The sequence below is a fragment of the Mesorhizobium sp. WSM4313 genome (genome assembly GCF_002294725.1).
Classification (GTDB): domain Bacteria; phylum Pseudomonadota; class Alphaproteobacteria; order Rhizobiales; family Rhizobiaceae; genus Mesorhizobium.
Genome location: NZ_NSFT01000009.1, coordinates 161,565 through 180,771, shown reverse-complemented (window position 1 = coordinate 180,771; position 19,207 = coordinate 161,565). Strand labels below are relative to the sequence as shown.

The 19,207-nt window shown below is 63.7% G+C and carries 19 protein-coding genes; 4 read left to right on the top strand and 15 right to left on the bottom strand.

Annotation, left to right across the window (positions count from 1 at the left end):
- Positions 1-73: 73 nt before the first annotated feature.
- From CK219_RS21025 to CK219_RS20950, 15 genes are all read right to left on the bottom strand, one after another.
- Complete coding sequence (locus CK219_RS21025; protein ID WP_095768655.1) at positions 74-322, bottom strand: cytochrome C oxidase subunit IV family protein; 249 nt, start codon at positions 320-322, stop codon at positions 74-76.
- Positions 319-954: a cytochrome c oxidase subunit 3 gene (locus CK219_RS21020; RefSeq protein WP_095768654.1), complete on the bottom strand. Its 636-nt coding sequence runs from the start codon at positions 952-954 to the stop codon at positions 319-321. The genes CK219_RS21025 and CK219_RS21020 overlap by 4 nt, the downstream gene beginning before the upstream one ends.
- Positions 951-2,594, bottom strand: a complete 1,644-nt coding sequence (ctaD, locus tag CK219_RS21015) for a cytochrome c oxidase subunit I (protein ID WP_095768653.1) — start codon at positions 2,592-2,594, stop codon at positions 951-953. Before ctaD ends, CK219_RS21020 begins: the two co-directional genes overlap by 4 nt.
- Positions 2,591-3,544, bottom strand: coding sequence for a cytochrome c oxidase subunit II (coxB, locus tag CK219_RS21010; RefSeq protein ID WP_095768652.1), 954 nt, complete (start codon positions 3,542-3,544; stop codon positions 2,591-2,593). Before coxB ends, ctaD begins: the two co-directional genes overlap by 4 nt.
- Entirely contained in the window at positions 3,541-4,293 is a 753-nt protein-coding gene (locus tag CK219_RS21005) for an SCO family protein (RefSeq protein WP_095768651.1), read from the bottom strand. The genes coxB and CK219_RS21005 overlap by 4 nt, the downstream gene beginning before the upstream one ends.
- A complete protein-coding gene (locus tag CK219_RS21000; protein WP_095768650.1) occupies positions 4,290-4,733 on the bottom strand; it encodes a hypothetical protein in 444 nt (147 codons plus the stop codon). Before CK219_RS21000 ends, CK219_RS21005 begins: the two co-directional genes overlap by 4 nt.
- Positions 4,726-5,841: a hypothetical protein gene (locus tag CK219_RS20995; protein ID WP_095768649.1), complete on the bottom strand. Its 1,116-nt coding sequence runs from the start codon at positions 5,839-5,841 to the stop codon at positions 4,726-4,728. The genes CK219_RS21000 and CK219_RS20995 overlap by 8 nt, the downstream gene beginning before the upstream one ends.
- A complete protein-coding gene (locus tag CK219_RS20990) occupies positions 5,838-6,380 on the bottom strand; it encodes a cytochrome c (protein WP_095768648.1) in 543 nt (180 codons plus the stop codon). The genes CK219_RS20995 and CK219_RS20990 overlap by 4 nt, the downstream gene beginning before the upstream one ends.
- Positions 6,377-6,904 (bottom strand): DUF3341 domain-containing protein, encoded by a 528-nt coding sequence (locus CK219_RS20985; protein WP_095768647.1) that lies wholly within the window; start codon positions 6,902-6,904, stop codon positions 6,377-6,379. Before CK219_RS20985 ends, CK219_RS20990 begins: the two co-directional genes overlap by 4 nt.
- Positions 6,901-8,259 carry an NrfD/PsrC family molybdoenzyme membrane anchor subunit gene (gene nrfD / locus CK219_RS20980; protein ID WP_095768646.1) on the bottom strand — a complete coding sequence of 453 codons (1,359 nt, stop codon included), beginning with the start codon at positions 8,257-8,259 and terminating at the stop codon, positions 6,901-6,903. Before nrfD ends, CK219_RS20985 begins: the two co-directional genes overlap by 4 nt.
- Positions 8,252-11,224 carry a TAT-variant-translocated molybdopterin oxidoreductase gene (locus CK219_RS20975; RefSeq protein ID WP_095768645.1) on the bottom strand — a complete coding sequence of 991 codons (2,973 nt, stop codon included), beginning with the start codon at positions 11,222-11,224 and terminating at the stop codon, positions 8,252-8,254. The genes nrfD and CK219_RS20975 overlap by 8 nt, the downstream gene beginning before the upstream one ends.
- Positions 11,208-11,714, bottom strand: coding sequence for a cytochrome c3 family protein (locus tag CK219_RS20970; RefSeq protein WP_245340564.1), 507 nt, complete (start codon positions 11,712-11,714; stop codon positions 11,208-11,210). The genes CK219_RS20975 and CK219_RS20970 overlap by 17 nt, the downstream gene beginning before the upstream one ends.
- Before the next feature lie 615 nt (positions 11,715-12,329).
- Positions 12,330-14,609 (bottom strand): xanthine dehydrogenase family protein molybdopterin-binding subunit, encoded by a 2,280-nt coding sequence (locus tag CK219_RS20960; RefSeq protein WP_095768642.1) that lies wholly within the window; start codon positions 14,607-14,609, stop codon positions 12,330-12,332.
- A gap of 2 nt (positions 14,610-14,611) precedes the next feature.
- Complete coding sequence (locus CK219_RS20955) at positions 14,612-15,634, bottom strand: xanthine dehydrogenase family protein subunit M (protein ID WP_095768641.1); 1,023 nt, start codon at positions 15,632-15,634, stop codon at positions 14,612-14,614.
- A gap of 1 nt (position 15,635) precedes the next feature.
- Positions 15,636-16,253 carry a (2Fe-2S)-binding protein gene (locus tag CK219_RS20950; protein WP_095768640.1) on the bottom strand — a complete coding sequence of 206 codons (618 nt, stop codon included), beginning with the start codon at positions 16,251-16,253 and terminating at the stop codon, positions 15,636-15,638.
- A 185-nt stretch (positions 16,254-16,438) separates the two neighbouring features.
- On the opposite strand from CK219_RS20950, the gene CK219_RS20945 reads away from it, so the two are divergent.
- From CK219_RS20945 to CK219_RS20930, 4 genes are all read left to right on the top strand, one after another.
- The gene (locus CK219_RS20945) at positions 16,439-16,882 is read left to right on the top strand and encodes a PPC domain-containing DNA-binding protein (RefSeq protein WP_095768692.1); all 444 of its coding nucleotides are present in this window, start codon (positions 16,439-16,441) and stop codon (positions 16,880-16,882) included.
- Between the two features lie 9 nt (positions 16,883-16,891).
- The gene (locus CK219_RS20940) at positions 16,892-17,905 is read left to right on the top strand and encodes an ATP-dependent DNA ligase (RefSeq protein WP_095768639.1); all 1,014 of its coding nucleotides are present in this window, start codon (positions 16,892-16,894) and stop codon (positions 17,903-17,905) included.
- Between the two features lie 88 nt (positions 17,906-17,993).
- The gene (locus CK219_RS20935; protein WP_095768638.1) at positions 17,994-18,275 is read left to right on the top strand and encodes a hypothetical protein; all 282 of its coding nucleotides are present in this window, start codon (positions 17,994-17,996) and stop codon (positions 18,273-18,275) included.
- A 603-nt stretch (positions 18,276-18,878) separates the two neighbouring features.
- Positions 18,879-19,205 carry a DUF768 domain-containing protein gene (locus tag CK219_RS20930; RefSeq protein ID WP_095768637.1) on the top strand — a complete coding sequence of 109 codons (327 nt, stop codon included), beginning with the start codon at positions 18,879-18,881 and terminating at the stop codon, positions 19,203-19,205.
- Positions 19,206-19,207: the final 2 nt, after the last annotated feature.

The window sequence follows — 19,207 nt, the reverse complement described above, 5'->3', positions numbered from 1 at the left end:
CTCGGCCTGTTGCGCCTTGATGACAGGACCTCAGTCCCAATCGGCGTGCCCGTTGGCGATTGATGCCGCTCTCCTATCGCCCGATCAGCGTCAGCCCGAAAAGGATGACGAGCCAAAGCCCGGCTGCCGCGACGGTGAGCAGCGGCAAGGTGCCGGTCAGATGCATGAACAGCAGGGCGATCAGGACCGCCTTGGCGGCCGCGATCGCCAGGTTGAGGGCGACATTGAAGCCGCCGAGATCGAGGAAGGAGGAAGCCACCGTCAGCGCCAGCAGCGCAAGCAGCCCGAGATAGCCGAAGGTGAGTTTGCGCAGTTCGCTCATCGGTTGATCAGGTAAAGGACGGGGAACAGGAACACCCAGATGACGTCGACGAAGTGCCAGTAGAGGCCGACGGCAACCACCCGGCGCAACCGGATGGCAGGGCTGGAGGGTCGCCAAAGCGCGATCATGCCGGCGATGACGACGATGCCGCCGATCAGGTGCAGCGCATGCAGCGAGGTCATCGCGAAATAGAGGCCGAAGAAAAGCTGGGCGTGCACGGGATCTGGTCCTGCATAGCGGAACGGCAGGTCCAGGACCGGTGCCAGTCCTTCGCTGATCTCCTTGCCGTATTCGATCCCCTTCACGATCAGGAAGGATACGCCCAGCGCCGCAGTCGCGACCATCGCCCAAATTGTCGGGCGCCAACGTCTATGAAGCGCAAGCATATGCGCCAGCGCCATGGTGAAGCTGCTGGTGATCAGCACGGCCGTGTTGAAGGTGCCGAGCGGCAGCGAAAGATGCTTGGAAGCCGCCGCGAAGGCGGGGCCGAAATCGATATGCGCGACGAGGAAGACCAGGAAAATCGCGCCGAACAGCATCGCCTCGGAGCCGATGAACACCCACATCGCAAACGTGTTGGCGCGCCTTTCGCGCTGGGGCGTGTCGAAAGCGACGCTTTCGGTGCCGCTCATCGCGCCGCTTCCTCCCGGTGCGGGCTGAAGCGCTCGTGCTCGAGCCCCTTCATGTCGTAGGCATAGGCGGGTCGCGTCACGATCGGCATGGTCTCGAAATTATGCGGCGGTGGCGGCGAGCTCGTCTGCCATTCGAGCCCCGTGGCGTTCCACGGATTGTCGGGCGCGCGGGCGCCGCGAAACAGCGACCAGCCGAGGTAGAACAAGGGCATCAGATAGCCGATCGCCAGCACCACCGCGCCGCCCGAGGACAACACGTTCCAGAACTGGAACTCCGGCGGATAGGTATGATAGCGCCGGGGCATGCCGTCGAAGCCCAGCACATATTGCGGGAAGAAGGTCAGATTGAAGCCGACGAAAGTGACGGTCGCCGCTATACGCCCCGCGGTTTCCGAATACGTGCGGCCGGTCAATTTCGGCCACCAGAAATGCAGGCCCGCCATGTAGGCCGTCACCATGCCGCCGACCATGATGTAGTGGAAATGCGCGATGACGAAGTAGGTGTCGTGGACATGCACGTCGACCGCCAACGCCGCAAGGAACAGCCCCGCCAGCCCGCCGAAGGTGAACAGCGCCAGGAAGAACAGCGCGTAAAGCATCGGTGTCTCGAAGCTGATCTCGCCCTTGCGCAGCGTCAGGCTCCAGTTGAAAACCTTGATCGCCGACGGGATCGCGACGCAGAAGGACAGGAGCGAGAACACCACGCCGGCATAGGCCGACTGCCCGCTGACGAACATGTGGTGCCCCCAAACCAGAAAGCCGAAGACCGCGATCGCCATCGACGAGATCGCCACCGCCTTGTAGCCGAACAGCGGCCGGCGGCTGAAACAGGGCAGCACTTCCGACACCACGCCCATGCCGGGCAGGATCATGATGTAGACGGCCGGGTGCGAGTAGAACCAGAAGAGATGCTGGAAGAGCAGCGGATCGCCGCCGAGATCGGGATTGAAGATGCCGATGCCGAAGACGCGCTCCAGCACGATCAGGATCAGCGAGGCGGCAAGCACCGGGGTCGCCAGCACCATGACCAGGCTGGTGGCGTAGAGCGTCCAGACGAAGATCGGCAGGCGAAACCAGGTGAGCCCCGGCGCGCGCAGCGTGTGCACGCTGACGATGAAGTTGATGCCGGTCATGATCGTCGAGAAGCCGACGATGAAGACGCCGAAGGCCGCAGTCGAGACCCAGCCATTGGCATAGAGCGTCGACAGCGGCGTGTAGAAAGTCCAGCCAGTGTCGACGCCGCCGGCCACCACCGCAAACAAGGCGAACAGGCTGCCGAAGATGAAGACATACCAGCTGGCAAGGTTCAGCCGCGGGAAGGCGAGGTCACGCGCGCCGATCATCAGCGGCAAAAGGAAATTGCCCATGGTCGCCGGGATCGACGGCACCAGGAAGAACCAGACCATGATGATGCCGTGCAGCGAGAATAGCCGGTTGTAGACATCGTCGGAGACGAGGTCTCCGGCCGGCGTCGCCAACTCGATCCGCATCAGCACGGCCATGGCGCCGCCGAGGAAGAAAAAGGCCGTCAGCGAAATGAGATAGAGCCACGCGACGCGTTTATGATCGGTGGTCAGCAGCCACGCGCGAGGTCCGCTCCCCTCTCCGAGATAAGTGCCAGGCATCGCCGCGTTGGTCATGGCCTGGCTCCAGCGGTTGGTTGCAGCGAAAGCGACTTCAGATAGGCAAGCAGCATCTGCAGTTCGCCTTCGTCGATGAGGCCGTCGAAGCTCGGCATGACCGGCTCGTAGCCGGCGGCGATCTCTTTCTTCGGGTTGAGGATGGAGTCGCGCAGGTAACGCTCGTCGGCGATGACCGTCTGCTGATTGTCGAGCGCCACCGGCCGGCCGAAGATGCCGTCAAGGGACGGCGCCCGCACCTTGCTGCTCGCGCCGTGGCAGCCGGAACAGCCCAGCGCGCGAAACAATTTCTCGCCGCCTGCGGCAAGCGTCTCGCCTTCGCCCTGGCTGTTCAGCCAGGCGGCATATTGCTCGGGCGCCATCACGGTCACCCAGCCGCCCATTTCGGAATGCTGGGTGCCGCAATATTGGGCGCAGAACAGGTGGTAGCGGCCGGGCTCGGTGGCAATGAACCAGATATGCGTCGTGCGTCCAGGCACCGCGTCCTGCTTGATGCGAAACGCCGGCACGTAGAAGGAGTGGATGACGTCCTGCGAGGCGAGCGACACGACGACCGGTTTGCCGACCGGAACGTGCAGCTCGTTGATCTCGCGCTGGCCGCCGGGTTGCCTGAACTCCCACATCCATTGTTTACCCAGCCCCGTGATCTCGAGCGCGTCCGCCGGCGGATGATCGCGGCGAACGAAAAGCACTGCGCCCCAGCCGAAGAAGATGAAGGCGATGATCAGGCTGGCGATGGTCCAACTTGTTTCCAGCCACAGGGTACGGGAACGCTGTCCCGTGCGATCCGCCGGCGACCCGACGCGGTATTTCACCGCGTAGCCGACGACCAGCCCGGTGAGCGCCAGCCCGAGCACGGCTGAGAAAACGAGCAGCGTGTAAAACAGCGCATCGACATGGCCGGCTTCCGACGAGGCTTCCTGTGGGAAGAAGGGAACGCCGAAGCTCACCTTGCCCTCCCCCGCATTTGCCAGAGCACTGTTGCTCCCAGGCCGAGCACCGTTGCCAGGCTGGCCACTTTCAGCGCCGCCCAGACTACGGGAGTATACTGGCCTTTCGAACTGTCGAACCCCGCGCAGAACAGGAAGACATGATCGGCAATCGACCCGAGCTTGTTGGCTGATGCTTCGACCAGCGCGAGCTGGAGATCGCGCGGCGTGAAGGTCAAGGCCGGCAATACCTGCGAAATTCGGCCGGAAGGCGTCAGCGCAATGACCGCGATCGGATGAACGAACTGATCGATACCCTTACGTCGGTCGAAAGTGATGCCGGCCTCGTTGGCCAGCGCCGCACCGGCGCCATCGCTGCCGGTAAGGAAACGCCAAGCGGAGGCGCCAGCGGGACCGGCGGCGGAAGCAATGTCATCCCGCGCCGCTGCGGCATCAGCGGAGGTCTCATCGGGGTCGATCGAGATGAACAACGCGCGATAATCTGCAGGGCGAAGCGATGTCTTCTTCAGGTCGGACGCGACGGCCTGCTGGGTGACGCCGCAAAGGTTCGGGCATTTATCGTAGCCGAAGATGACAAGCGCCGGACGTCCGCCAAGCGTCTCGCCAAGCGTCAGCTTCCGGCCGCTTGCGTCGACCAATTCTCGCTCAAGGCTGAGCTGCGCGCCGGGCTTCGGATCGAATGTCGGCCGCTCGGCGGCAAGGGCCGTGCCGGCAACGAACAGACAAAGCGCGGCCAACAAGCTTCTCATCGCCCTGCCCCACGCTGCTGTTGGCAATTCTGGGCCTGCGGCGCACGGGGAACCGCCGCCGTGAGCAGGGCGCAATCAGGCTCCGTGGCCGCTGCCGTCGGTCGCGACCAATCGGGCAGGCCGTGGCTGACCACCGCCCACATGGCGTCGTCGATCGGGATGCGCGCGATGCCGGCGTTGCGATCGACCCAGCCAAGCGTCTTGAGCTGGCGATCCTCCTCGGCGCGGAACGCGGTCAGATCCTGCCTTGGCGCGGCCTGCAAGCCCGGGCCTTCCAGAATGGTGTCCGTCGGAAGCGGCAGCCAGGTCGGCGCGGTGTTGAAGATGAGCTTCACGCCGATCGCAGCTAAAGCGATGAACAGCAGCAGCCCGCCGCCGAAGGCGAGCAGCACACGCGGCTGGACATCGCGCGTCTCGGGATGACGGTTCGCCTTAGCCATGGGCGACCTCCCGCTTCCACCAGACGACCCTGTCCGGCCGGCGGAGCAGGAAAAGGAACAGCGCGAGCCACAGCCCGCCCAATCCCATCCAGGCGGCCGCATCATGCCACAATGCTAGCGGGCCGCCGGCAAAGAGCGGTGGCCGGACTCGCCAGAAGATGTCGATGAAATGGCCGGCCAGAGCGACAGCGGCGAGCCAGACAAGGCCGCGATGGCTGCGCTTCAGCCTTCGGCTGAGCAGGCCTGCGAAAGCCGCGACGTGCAAGGCAATCAGCAGCCAAAGAAGATATAGCCAGCCGCCCGCGGAGCGCATGCCATACCAGCGGATCTCGTCGGGCAGGTCGCCGCCCCAGACGACGACCCACTGCATGAACATGAGATAGATCCAGGTCAGCAGGAAGCCGAGCAGCATGTTGGCAAGATCCTCGCTGAGCGCGACGTCTTCCTCGCCACCGGGCATGACTTCCACTGCCCGCCTTGCCGCCAGCACCAGGATCGCCAGGGCGAATGCCCCGACCACCTCGGCCGAGGCTTCGCAAAGCGCATAGATGGTCGAGGTGAATTCCGGCTCGAGCGACAGCATCCAGTCGATGGCAAAGACGCTGACGGAAAGCGCGTGGAGAACGAGGCCAAGGGCGAATTTCTTGCCGTTGCGTTCATTCGAATTGGCCGGGGCGTCGGTCGTGCCGAGCACTATCCAGGTAAGGACGAGCCAGATCGCCGCGCAAACCGCAAAGCGCAGCAGGAAGAACGGCAGGTTGAGATAGACAAGCTTTTCATGGACAGTCTCCTGCAGTTTCGCTGTGTCGGCGCCGGCCCACGGAAAGACGAGGTCGAGCCTTATCAGGACGGGCACGAGGGAAACCAACGCCAGCGGCAGCAGGGCCGTCATGGTGCGGAGCGGCTGGCGGACCGCTTCTCCCCAGCGCCCGCCGGTCAGCCCGTGCACCATCAGTATGGTCAGCGCGCCGAGCGGCAAGCTGAGCGCGAAGAGAATTGCGGAGAGCCAGGCGCTCAGCATCGCCTTGGCATCGAGCGATACGCCCAGACCGCAGACGACAAGTCCTAGGGCGCCCGCCGACAGAAAGCCTTGTTCGACGCGGCTCATGGCGAGGCCTCCGCTTCGAGGCGCGCGCGCATGCTTTGCGGAAGTTCGGCGACTGGAGCGTCGCGCGAATATTGCAGCGCGCGGATATAGGCGACGATCGCCCAGCGGTCCTGCGGCGGCACTCGCGCCGCGTAGGAATACATGGCGCCATAGCCGTTGGTGATGACGTCGTAGAAGTGCCGGTCCGAGGCCTTGCGCAGGGCTTCCTGGTGGTAGCTCGGCGGCGCCGGAAAGCCGCGCTGGACGATTATGCCGTGACCATCGCCGGTGCGGCCGTGACAGGGCGAGCAGAAGATGTCGAAACGCTGCTGCCCGCGCTGCAGCAGCTCGATCGTGATCGGATAGGGGATTTTGTCCGGGACCGGCGTCAGATCGGCGTCGCGCGCGACGGTGCCAGTCACCGGTGTCCGCGCCGACATGCCGTCGGGGAACTGGTTGCTGGCCTCCAGCGGATCGTAGCGCGGCTGGTCCTCCATATCCTGCCGGCAGCCGGCGACGCCCAGCGCACCCAACATTAGCGTGAGGCCGAGGCGGTTCACGCCTCGACCTCCTCGACCATCTCGGCGCCGAGCCGTGTCAGCTGGCCCCTGGTCACGCCCTTGCGGTATTTGGGATCGGCCGTTTCGATCAGCAGATAGAACTTGCCGCCGCGCGCGTAGCTGAAGCTCTCGGCGTTGAAGACCGGATGGTGATAGCGGGGCAGCCCATTGGCCGCGAGCACGCCCAAGAAGCCCGCAAAGGCGGCGCCGAGAATGCCGGCCTCGAACGCGATGATGACGAAAGGCGGCCAGGAATGCAGCGGCCGGCCGCCGACATTGATGGGATAGTCGACTTCGACAGAGTACCAGATCAGCGCATAAACGAGAGCCGCGCCGGCAATGCCGCCGGCGAGCACGGCCCAGGGCAGGCGCGTCTTCGGTATCTCCAATATCCCTTCCAGGTCCTTCATCGGAAACGGCGAGAACGCATCCATGCGCCGATAGCCGCGCTCGCGCATGCCGCGCGCCGCCGCGATGAGCGCTTCGGGACCGGCAAACACCGCCATGAGGCCGTAGAGGCTCATCGGATCTTGCCCTCCTCTTCGGCCAGTTCCTCGACCTCGAAGATGGTGATCGCCGGCAGGATACGGATGAACAGGAAGACGAGCGCGAAGAAGGTGCCGATCGAGCCGAACAGGATGCCGAAATCGAGCCAGGCCAGCGACTGCTCGCCCCAGGCAGACGGCAGGTAGTCGCGGCTCGGCCCCGTCACGACGATGATGTAGCGCTCGATCCACATGCCGACATTGATGGCGACGGCGATCGCGAACAGCAGCGGCATGTTGCGGCGGATGCGTCTGAACCACAGCAATTGCAGCACGCCGCAGTTCAGGCTCAGCATTATCCAGAACAGCGGCGCATAGGGACCCAGCGCGCGCTGCGCCATCATGGTGCGTTCGTAAGGCTCGCCCGAATACCAGGCGAAGAATGCTTCCGAGAGATAGCCATAGGCGACGACCATGCCCGCGGCGATCATCAGCTTGGCGGCATTGTCCATGTGCCTGAGCGTGATCAGGTCCTTGACCGAGAAGGCCCACCGCAAGGGGATGGCAATGGTGAGCACCATGGCGAAGCCGGAGAGCAGCGCGCCGGCGACGAAATAGGGCGGGAAGATCGTCGAGTGATAGCCCGGCGTGATCGCGAAGGTGAAGTCGAGCGAAACGATCGAATGAACCGAAACGACCAGCGGCGTGGCGAGCGCCGCGAGCAGGAAATAGACAACCTGGTAGCGCGCCCAATGATAGGCCGAGCCGCGCCAGCCGAGCGCCAATATGCCGTAGAAGAGCTGCGCCGGTCTCGACCTGGCGCGGTCGCGCAGCACCGCCAGGTCGGGCAGCAGCCCCATATACCAGAACAGCAGCGAGACGGTCGCGTAGGTGGCAATCGCCGCGAAGTCCCAGACCAGCGGACTGCGCCACTGCGGCCAGTGCATATGCACATTGGGCAGCGGCAGCAGCCAGTAGAAGAACCACGGCCGCCCAAGATGCAGGATGGGAAACAGGCCGGCCATGGCGACGGCAAACAGCGTCATGGCCTCGGCGAAGCGGTTGATCGAGGCGCGCCAGGGTTGGCGCAGCAGCAACAGCACCGCCGAGATCAGCGTGCCGGCATGACCGATGCCGATCCACCAGACGAAATTGGAGATCATCGTGCCCCAGACCACCGGCATGTTGATGCCGAGGCCGCCAACGCCGACCGCGATGAGATAAGTGATCGAATAGAGCAGCAGCAGGACAAGCAGGAAGCAGAGCAGGAACGCTGTCCAGAAATGCCGCGGCAGGCGGCCGCCGAGCACAATCGAACCGATGCGTCCGCTGATCTCGGGAAAATCGTGACGGCCGCGCAGGACAGCCGGGCTGTTCGCGCTCGCTTCAGCCATCGGTCGCCTCGCCCGGCTTGGCAAGCTTGCCGTTCGGATTGGAGATCTTGCCGAGATAGGTGGTGCGCGGCCGTGTGTTCAGTTCCTCCAGCAGCGCGTAATTCTGCGGCGCGCTTTTCTCGCGAACGACCTTTGCATCTTTCTTGTTGCGGTCGCCGAAGGTGATGGCCTGGGTCGGGCAGGCCTGCTGACAGGCGGTGACCACTTCGCCATCGGCGATGTCGCGGTTCTCGATCTGCGCCTGGATGCGCTTGGCGCTGATGCGCTGGACGCAATAGGTGCATTTCTCCATCACACCGCGCGAGCGTATGCTGACATTGGGGTTATGGGCGCCCTGCTCCGGACCTGCGTCGTCCTTGTCGAAGGATTGATGATCGAGGAAGTTGAAGCGCCGCACCTTGTAGGGGCAATTCTGCGAGCAGTAGCGCGTGCCGATGCAGCGGTTATAGACCTGCGCATTCAGCCCATCATGCGTGTGCACGGTGGCGTTGACCGGGCACACCACTTCGCAAGGCGCCTTCTCGCAATGCATGCAAGGGACCGGCTGGAAAAAAGTGTCGGGCGCATCGAGCGGTCCGGCATAGTAGCGATCGACGCGCAGCCAGTGCATTTCGCGGCCGCGCTCGCATTCCTCCGGGCCGACCGGCGCGATGTTGTTCTCCGCCTGGCAGGCCGAGACGCAGGCCATGCAGCCGATGCAGGCCGAGAGGTCGATAGCCATCGCCCAGGCTTCCTCGTCGTAAGGCCAGTCGGGATAGAGCGATTCCGTTGGCACCGGCGGCGCATTCTTGCGCACGAAATCCGGATTCCGCCGGAATGCATCGAGAGACGCGTGGCGCACGATGGCGCGGCCTTCCATCGCCTGGTGATGCTGCGTGGTGATGACCCGCACGCTGTTCCCGCGCGGCGCGATGGCCGCGCCGGCCGCGAACCATTCCGAACCACGGCGCAAGTGGAAGGCGTCGTAGCCTTGCGATAGCGCAGCAACGGAACCGACCTTTCGCCCGAAGCCGAAGGACAGCGTTATCGTCTCGTCCGGGTGGCCGGGGACGATCCAGGCAGGTGCATCGACATCCGCCCCATTGGAGGCGATATTGACGACCTCGCCATTTCCGATCTTCAGCCGCTCGGCGGTGGCGGGCGAGACGAGCGCAGCGTTGCCCCACACAATCTTCGTCAAGGGTCGCGGCAGTTCCTGCAGCCATGAGGCGTTGGCAAAGCGGCCGTCGCGCAACCAGGGATCCGCGACGAAGCGGACATCGATGCCGCTGCCTGCCTTTGCTGCCGGCTTCAGTCCCGCCAGGTCCGGCGACACTGTGACGGATACCGGCTTGGCAGCGCTGTCCGCCATGACGCCGTCGCGCAGAGCCTTTCTCCAGGCATCATCATCGAGTTGCGTCCAATGCTGCCGGATAAGCGAAAGCGGATCGGCCTCGAACCCGCCGCCAAGCACGGCAAGAAGCTGATGCGCGGTCTTGCCGTCGTAAAGCGGCGTGATCAGCGGCTGCACCAGGGAGGTGCTGCCGTCATAGGCGCGGATGTCGCTCCAGCTTTCGAGCTCGTGCGCCGCGGGCACATGCCAGTGCGCCAGGAACGCCGTCTCGTCGCGGTAGAGGCCGTGATGGACCAGCAGATTCAGTCCCGAAAAAGCCTTGCGCATATCGAGGTTTGCCGGGCCGGTGTGCAGCGGGTTTGCACCCAGCGCCACGACGGTGTCCACAGCCCCATCGCCGATTGCCTCGCGCAGCGCTCCGAGATCGCCGTCGACCGACAGCGAATCCGGCGGCTCGGTCAGCTCGACCGTGTTGCCAAGCGCGCCAAGCTTCGCATTGGCGGCAAGCGCGACCGCATGAACGAAGGCGCTCTGCTGCGCTCCGGCAATGACCAGCGCATTGCGGCCTGCAGCTTTCAGGTCGTCGACCAGCACCGTCATCAAGGCCTGGTCGGCCGGCGAGCCGGAAGCTCCGGTTTGGCCGGTCAACGCCGCGTTCAATCCGGCAGCCACGGCTTCGACGTCGCTTGGCTTGATCGCAAGCCGGTGATCGGCGGCGGCTCCGGTGATTGTCGGCGTCGACTCCACCGCATAAAGCCGGCTCATCCGGTCGGACGGATCGCGTACACGTCGCCGCGCAGCAAAGTCGCGCGCATAAGCGTGCCGCCCCGGTCCTTCGCCGAGGAAATCAGCGTCGAGGCTGACGATCGTTTCGGCACGATCGAAGCGGTAGACCGGCGTCAGCGCCGACCCGAACAGGGTTCGCGACGCCTCCATCGCGGCCGGCATCGCCAAGGGATCATGGCGATAGAGTTTCAGCCTCGGATAGCGTGTCCGCAGCGCACCCAGCTGCGCCGCAAGCGTCGGCGAGGTGGTCGCTTCAACCAGCAAGGCCCCGCCCTGCCCTTGCGATGCCGTCCATCGCGAAACGAGCCCCGCCATTGTCTTCAGGAAATCGCCGTACGATGCCGGCTGGCCATCCTTGAGCGGCGTGTGTGAACGGTCCGGGTCGAACAGCGTCAGCACGGCTGCCTGCATCACCGCGTCGGTGGCGCCGCGCGAGGCCGGATGGTCGGGATTGCCTTCGATCTTGGTCGGCCGCCCTTCATGGCTTTCGACGATGGCGCCGATACCGAAGCCGTCACTCGACAGCGTCGTCGCATAGTAGACAGGCTTGCCGGGGACCAGGATTTCCGGCTGGCGCACATAGGGCACGATGTTTTCCGCCCTGCTGCAGGCGGCCAGCCCGGCAAGCGACAGCGAGGCGCCCATCAGCTTCAGCAGCGTGCGCCGGTTCGGCTTTGCCGGCAGGCGTTCCGCGATTGCCGGGAACTCGGCCTCGACGAAGCGGCGGAAATCGGCAGCGCCGGCGATCTCATCGAGGCTGCGCCACATTTCACCGCCATGCGCCAGCCGCTTGCGCAGAGCCTCGATGTCGATGGCGGAACCAGGCCGGTCAGCGATGGCAGACATAGCAATCCGTCATCGTCTCGGGATGGATGTCGAGCATGCCGATCAGCTGCCGCCTGATCTCAGCGATGTCCGCGGGCGGCTGCCAGTGCATCAGGAACACGTCCTGCAGGGGACGTAAATTCGGCTCCGGGTTGCGATGACAGCCGAGGCACCACTCCATGCTCAGTGTGCGCGCCCGCATCGTCAGCGGCATCTGGTCGACCTCGCCATGGCAGGTCTCGCAGGCGACGCCTTTGTTGATGTGGATCGCATGATTGAAGAAGACGAAATCCGGCACGCCGTTGACGCGCTGCCATTCGATCGGCTTGCCGCCGGCCAGGCTTGCACGCACCGGCGCCAGCATGCCGGCATTGGTGAAAAGCTGCGAATGGCAGGTCATGCAGACCTCGGTCGCCGGCAAACCCGCCGAAGACGAGGTCTCGACGCCATTGTGACAATAGCGGCAGTCGATGCCGAGCTGGCCGACATGGTGCTTATGACTGAACGGCACCGGCTGCGCCAATGGCTCACCTACTCCCGTTACCAGGTCCGAACGGGGAAGGATTGTCCCGATCGCGGCTGCGATCAACAGAACCGCACAACTTCCCCAGATGACAAAGCGCGCAACGCCATTGGCGTTTTTCGAGAAGATTTGCGGCATCCCCTCGCCGATTCTGCTGAAGGCAAACCCAGAGTTGACGCCCCCTAACGGTGCTTTCGCCGCCAAGGTTCCGCGCCCGCGTCGGAATCACAGAATGGTGACTGCAACCGGGAACAGGTCGCGGATTTAATCCGCAACCACCGCCGCTCCCATGCGTTCGGCGGCCGCCACTTCACGGAAACCAAGGTCGGCACGAAGTCATCGCCCACGCTTTGCCGACCGGGTGACAGAGATCGGCCACCCGGGCTAAAGACTTCAGCGCTTCAGGTCGTTGCGACGCCGCCCCGTCGGCTGTGACGGACCGCCCTTCCGCTCCGCCGGCCGCCGGCTTCGGCGCCTGGCGAGGAAATACATCCAGATCAGAATGAGGATCAGAGGGATACCCGCGATGGGCAGCATCCACACCCCAAGGTGAAACATGGGTTTCGCCCTATTAGAGAAAATGCGCATGCATCGCAGGCATGCTCAAGCGAGCAACTGCTCGATCCTGATCGGCAAATCGCGGATGCGTTTGCCGGTGGCATGGTAGACTGCGCTGGCAACAGCCGCGGCCGTGCCGACATTGCCCAGTTCGCCCAAGCCCTTCACGCCGGCCGGGTTGACCGCGTGGTCGACCTCCGGGACCAGGATCACCTGCAGGTCCTTGATGTCGGCATTCACCGGCACGAGATAGTCCTGCAGGTCGCGGTTGACATAGCGGGCATAGCGGCTGTCGACTTCCGTCGCTTCATGCAGCGCCTGGCCGATGCCCCAGATCATGCCGCCCATCAGTTGGCTGCGCGCGGTGCGCGTGTTCATGATGCGGCCGGCCGCGAACGCGCCGACGATGCGCGGCACGCGGATCTCCCTCGTGTAGCGGTTGATGCGGACTTCGACGAACTCGGCGCCGAAGGCGTATTTCACCGAATCCTCATCCTGCTCGCCACCGTGGAATTCCGGCATGCCGGCATAGAGCTTCTTCAGCGCTTCGGGCGTCGCACCCTTGGGCGCGAACTCGGCATATTCCTCGATTGCCCCAACCTGCATGGTCTTCAGGACATCTTCGACCTTTGCCGAAGCGCCGCCCTTGGCCACGATCTTTCCGTCGGCGAGGTCGAGTTCCTCGTTGTGAGACCCCGCCAGCGGACCACCCTCGGCGGTCGCGCCGGCATAGAGCTTGGCGCGGATGGCATCGCAGGCCTTCAGCACTGCCGAACAGACGCTCGCCGTGGAGATCGAGCCCCCCGAGACAGGAGCGGGAGGCAGGCTGCTGTCGCCCATTTCGACGCTGATCCGATCGATGCTGACGCCGAGACGTTCCGACGCCATCTGACCTGCCACGGTGCGCACGCCGGTTCCGATCTCATGCGAACCGCATTGCAGCCGCACATCGCCATCGACGGTCAGGCGCACCCGCGCCGCGCATGGCGCGACTGCGGTTGGATAAATCGCCGTCGCGCAGCCCATGCCGACCAGCCAGTCGCCGTCGCGCATCGCTCCCACTTTCGGGTCCCGCTTCGCCCAGCCAAAAGCCTCGGCCGCCTGGTCATAGCACTGGATCAGCGAGCGGCTGGAGAACGGCTTCTTGCCGATCGGCTCTGTCTTCGGTTCATTGATCCGGCGGAATTCCACCGGGTCCATGCCGAGCGCTACCGCCATTTCGTCCATGGCGTTTTCCAGCGCATAGACATAAGGCGTCTCGGGCGGCGAGCGCATATAGCCGGGCGTGTTGCGGTCCGCCTGCACCAGCGAGACATGTGTCAGCACAGAACCGTAAGCATACATGCGGCCGGTTGCCGACGTGCCGCCCACGACATAGGAGTCCGGCCGCGAGGTGACCTCCCAGCCTTCATGCGCGAAAGCAGTGATGCGGCCGTCCTTGCCTGCGCCGATCCGGATGCGGTGCCTTGTCTCCGCCCTATAGGTCTGGGTGCCGAAGGCCTGCATCCGGCTGGTCACGCAACGCACCGGTCGGCCGAGCCGCCTGGCGGCAACCGCGACGATGGCCGTGCGCGGCGTCATCGGTCCCTTGGAACCGAAGGCGCCGCCGATGAAGGGGCTGACGATGCGCACCTTAGCGGGATCGATCTTCAATTGCCTGGCAAGCTCGACCTTCCAGCCGGTCACGTTTTGCGACGGCTCGTGGACGATCAGTTGGTCGCCCTCCCAGAAGGCGGTGGTTGAGAACAGCTCGATCGGATTGTGGTGCTGCGTGGGCGTCGAATAGCGCACGTCGATCTTCACCGCGGCCTCTCGATAGGCGGCATCGAAGTCGCCGGCCTTCACGTCTTCCTTGAACAGAGGACTCTTGCCGGCGGCGGGAATGGTCGCCGCGCCCGGACTGTCGAAGCTCGCCGTGGGCGTCTCCGCATCATACTCGGCGCGGATCAACTGCGCCGCCTCTTCGGCGGCTTCGAATGTCTCGGCAACCGCGAGCGCGATGATCTGGCCGTCATGGAAGATCGTCCGGTCATGCAGCGGCCCGATCGAGGTGGCGCCGGAATTGCCGAATTTCGGCTTCTCGACAGTGTCCATATCGCCGTAAGTGACGATGTCGAGCAACCCGGGCACGGCACGAGCGTCGTCGAGATTAAGCTTGGCTACCTTGCCCTTGGCAATGCTGCTGGTGGCCAGCGCGCCGTAAGCGATGTTGGCGGTCGGCAGGTCGGCTGGGTAATGCGCCTGCCCGGTGACCTTAAGCCGTGCATCGACGCGCGGCAGCGGTTGGCCCTGGTTCTCTTTCGGTCTCGGAGCGGCAGTGTCCATGGTCACACCTTCATGTCGCGGGTTTCGAGCAGCGCGCGCACCAGCGTTCGCTTACCGAGCTCGATCTTGAATGCGTTGTGCTGGCGCGGCTCGGCCCCGGCGAAGGCGGCATCCGCCGCCGCCCCCGCCGAAACCTCGTCGAGCGTCTTTCCTTGCAGGGCTTCCTCCGCGGCTTTGGCACGCCACGGCACGGTCGCCACGCCGCCCAAGGCAATGCGCGCCTCGCGTACGTTGTCGCCGTCCAGGTCGAGCGCAACGGCCGCCGAAGCCAGCGCGAACGCGTAGGATTCGCGGTCTCGGATCTTCAGATAAAGCGAGCGCCGCGCCCATGGCACAGCCGGCACTTCTATGGCGGTGATGATCTCGTCAGCAGCGAGATCGGTCTCGATCTCAGGCGTATCGCGTGGCTGACGATGCAGCTTGGCGAGCGGTATCTTTCGCGCTCCACGCGAGCCTTCGGCACGCACGACGGCATCGAGCGCGATCAGCGCCTGGGCAAAGTCGCCGTGATACGTCGCGATGCAGGCATCGCTGCCGCCCAGCACCGCATGCTGCCGGTTGAAACCCTCCATCGCAGCGCAGCCGGACCCTGGCACGCGCTTGTTGCAGTGCCAGGATGTCTCGCGAAAATATTCGCAGCGCGTGCGCTGCAGGACATTGCCGGCGAGACTTGCCATGTTGCGGATCTGGCCGCTTGCGGCCAGCCGCAAGCTGTCGGCAATAACGGGATAGCCGCGCTTAAGCTCAGCGTGATCTGCCGCCTCACCCATCCGCACCAGAGCCCCGAAGCGGATACCATCGTCGGTCACCCGGATTTGCCTGAGGCCTGGATCCTTGAGCCGGTTGAGGTCAACCAGCCGGTTCGGCTCGGCAACGCCGAGCTTCATATAGTCGGCAAGGTTGGTGCCCCCGGCGATGAACTGCACATTCGCTCGCGTCGGCTGGTCGTCCTCGGTCGTGAAGCGGGATGCGATCGCGACGGCCGCGGAAATGTCGGTCGGCTGTTCGTAGACGAAGGGACGCATATCAGGCTCCCTTCATCTGATCGCGTGCCTGCAGGATGGCAGCAACAATGTTTGGATAGGCGGCGCAACGGCAGATATTACCGCTCATATAGTCGCGGATGTCGTCTTCGGATTTTGCGTGCCCTTCATTGATGCAACCAATGGCCGACAGGATTTGGCCCGGCGTGCAGTAGCCGCACTGGAAGGCATCGTGGTCGATGAAGGCCTGCTGCATCGGATGCAGCTTACCGTCACTGGATGCCAGCCCCTCGACGGTCATCACATCCTTGCCGGCATTCATCACCGCGAAACTGAGACAGGAGAGCACGCGTTTGCCGTCGACAAGAACCGTGCACGCCCCGCACTGTCCATGGTCGCAACCCTTCTTGGTGCCGGTTAGCCCGATATGATCCCGCAAGGCGTCAAGCAGGCTGGTTCTCGTATCGAGCGACAGCTCATAGGCCTGCTTGTTGATCCGCATCGACGTCACCACTGGCTCGCGAAGCGCCGCGCCAGCGGCGGCAGGCACTTCGGCTTTCGCCGATGAAACGAGTAATGGTGCCGCGGCGGCCGAGACTGTGCCTGTCATGAAATTGCGCCGGCTGAGGCCAAGCGTGGATGGGACGGAAGGCTGGGACATGGCTCGCTCCTGGCTGGCTGCGCATCGGGGGCTAACCATTCATGCAGGCCATTGTTCCGGCCTGGCCGGCGCGGGATCCTAGGCCTCACAGAAGTGTGATCCTGCCTTCGAAGATGCTCATCATGCGGGAACATGCATGCCGGGTTCGAGTTCTACGGCCAATGCCAACGCTGATGGGGGCCGATATGAAATCGAAACTGGTCGCACAGACTTCTGGACAAAGGACATTCGTGGTTGTGCTGGACCCAGGCGAGGAAGCATTTGCTGCCCTGTCCGACTTCGCCGACGAGCAAGGAATTGCCGGCGCCTCGCTGACCGCGATCGGCGCATTCGAGAAGGCGACCGTTGGCTGGTTCGACTTCGGCTCGAAATCTTACCGCAAGATCCCGGTCGGCGAGCAATGCGAGGTTCTGAGCGCTGTTGGCGACATCGCGGTCGACGACGGCGGCAGACCGAGCCTGCACATCCATGCTGTCCTGGGTCTAAGCGACGGATCGACGCGCGGCGGCCATCTTGTTGAAGGCATCGTCAAGCCTACGCTCGAAGTCACGGTGACGGAATCGCCCGTTCACCTGCGGCGCACCAAACGCCCCGGCCTTGGCATCGCCTTGATCGATCTCGACGCCTGAGGGCCGACGATGGCAGCGGCCGCGACCGACGCGTTTCCTCTCCCCCTCGATACATCCCCGATGGAGGCTCGGATCGACGAAAAACTGCCGCAGGACGAAGGCGTCTGGCAGTTCGAACCGAAATGGGATGGGTTTCGCTGCCTCGCTTTCAAGAATCGCAAAACGGTCGATCTCAGGGCGAAGTCGGGCAAGCCGCTTGGGCGTTACTTTCCCGAACTCACAGCAATGATGCAAAACCTCGAAGCCAAGGATTTCGTGGTCGACGGCGAAATCGTCATCGAGATCGGCGGCGCCGCATCCTTCGACGCGCTGCAGATGCGGCTTCATCCAGCCGAGAGCCGCATCCGCAAGCTGAGCGCGGAGACGCCGGCGCGGCTGATCCTGTTCGATATGCTGGTCGCGCCGGGCGGCAAATCGCTGCTCGAAGTCGCGCTGACGCAAAGACGCACGGCAATTGAAGACTTCGTCGCGCAAGCAAACACAGACGCTCTTCAGCTCTCGCCCTGCACCACCAGTTTCGCGACCGCCAGGCGATGGCTGGAGGACGCCGGGCATGGCTCTACCGACGGCGTCGTCGCCAAGCGGCTGAGCGATCCCTATCAGCCGGGCGAGCGCGCGATGATCAAGGTCAAGCGGCTGCGCACTGCCGACTGCGTGGTCGGCGGCTTCCGTTATCTGAACGGCAAGTCGCAGGTCGGATCGCTATTGCTTGGCCTCTACAATGAACGAGGCTTGCTTGACCATGTCGGCTTCACCTCGACAATCGCCAACGAGGAACGAGCCACGCTCACGAAGAAGTTGGAGGCGCTGCGTGGCGGGCCTGGCTTCACCGGCAAGGCGCCGGGCGGGCCGAGCCGCTGGAGCACCGAGCGCAGCGGCGAATGGGAGCCGTTGCGGCCGGAACTGGTCGTGGAAGTCCGCTTCGACCACGTCACCGGCGAGCGGTTCCGGCATGGCACTCGATTCATTCGCTGGCGGCCCGAAAAAGCGCCGCGCCAATGCACGTTCGAGCAGATCTCGTAGCAGCGCCCCTCCGGAACAACCGACCCCATCAAACGGTTTATGGTTAGAACAGCCGGCGTCACGGACGCACCTATCTTGGAGACGAGAAATGGATCCGCGCGACAAACAGCGAGCCGCAAGGCGGGATGAAACCGAAGCTCCCGGCATCGAACAACAGGACTGGGACGCTCTTGATAATGGTCGGGTGCCGCCTGGCAGCGTCGCCGTAAACGGCGATCCGGAGGACGATGCCGAAGCACAAGGCGTCCTCCCCGAAGAGGATGACGACAACCCCTATCAGGAGAGCGACGAAGCGTTGCCTGACGACGAGGAAGAGCGTGTGCTGTCGCGGGATCCTTCTAAGGAAGGCAGTCGTTTTGACGAAGCATAGCGAAAGCTAGCAGCGATGGGATTTTCCCCCCTTTTATTGCCTGCAATGTTCCGTGGGCTGCGAGAAAGCATCGCCGCAGAGCAAGGCGGTCGCGGCGCCACATCAGAAGACCGGCCATTGATCAAGGTTACGTGGGATCACTACCTATGGCCGTCAAAAATCGGGGCGCAAATCGGCAGTGGACCCCTCACTGTTTGTAACTGGGGGGAACAACGGAGTGTGGGACAAGTTTTTGATCAAGCAAGCCGCCTCATGTTTGACCTGCAACCATGGCCGAGAAACGCGACAACAAATCCACAGCCGCTCTTCTTAGGCGGCAATTCTCGAATGAAACCATGCGTCGATATCTACGCAGCTTGCCCTTGTTTCACGTAAACCGCTGGCTTCCTGACAAACTGCGCGAATCACTCAAGCGTCTCGACCGCAAGCGTAAGTGAAACCAACCGCAATCCAAAAAAGGCGCGGGCTACGCTCTTGCCGTTTCAGACGAACGCGCCATCAGCTCTCCTTCACATTGCGATCACAGTCCTTCGAGAGGGACAGAGACTATGCATCCTTGCTTAAGCGTCCGCGTTTGTAATTCACAAATCCGGAGTTCAAGTCATGAAGGTCGACACTCTCCCTGTGCCTACAGTCAACCCAAACCAGGTCGATATCCTCGTCAACAAACCGGGACACTTCGTCGAGGAGTGGATCGAGGGCCATGCGGTTAGACCGGCCGCCGAAGCGTCCCCGGAGGCCGCGGCAGAAAGACTGGCGAGAGCTTGCATCGCGGACGCGGAGCGGGAAGGCATCCTCGCGGAAGAAATCAGCGATGAGGTCGGCGATTTGAAAGAGTACCTCGGCGACGCGCTCCTCGCCGAGGCCGGCCGCGAAACGGGCGTCGACACCGCTCCGACGGCGCAAGCATTGGGTGACACAAAGGCTTAGCT